This window comes from Staphylococcus rostri, assembly GCF_002902145.1.
Lineage (GTDB): Bacteria > Bacillota > Bacilli > Staphylococcales > Staphylococcaceae > Staphylococcus > Staphylococcus rostri.
On the sequence record NZ_PPRF01000143.1, the window covers coordinates 1 to 312 of the forward strand.

General features: G+C 25.6%; 1 pseudogene. It reads left to right on the plus strand.

Annotation, left to right across the window (positions count from 1 at the left end):
• A pseudogene (locus tag CD122_RS12185) lies at nt 1-312 on the plus strand (hypothetical protein); the annotation flags it as partial.

Consider the following 312-nt stretch of genomic DNA (forward strand, 5'->3'; position numbering starts at 1 on the left):
GGATATATTTATGGAGAAAAAATCACTATTTGATACCAATTTTTCGATTCTTTATAGTTCTTCTATAATAAATGCATTGGGCAATCAACTCTCAATAATTGCTTTTCCCTTGATTGCAATTGAATACTTTAATGCTGATTCATCATTAACTAGCTTAGTTACGCTTTTCATATTTTTACCAAATTTACTCTTCTCTTCTCATGTTGGTGTTTTTGTTGATAAACATAGAAAAAAATATATTCTAATATACTCGAATATTGTATGTTTTTTAACTGCTATATCTATGTATGTCTTTATTGATAACATAAATAT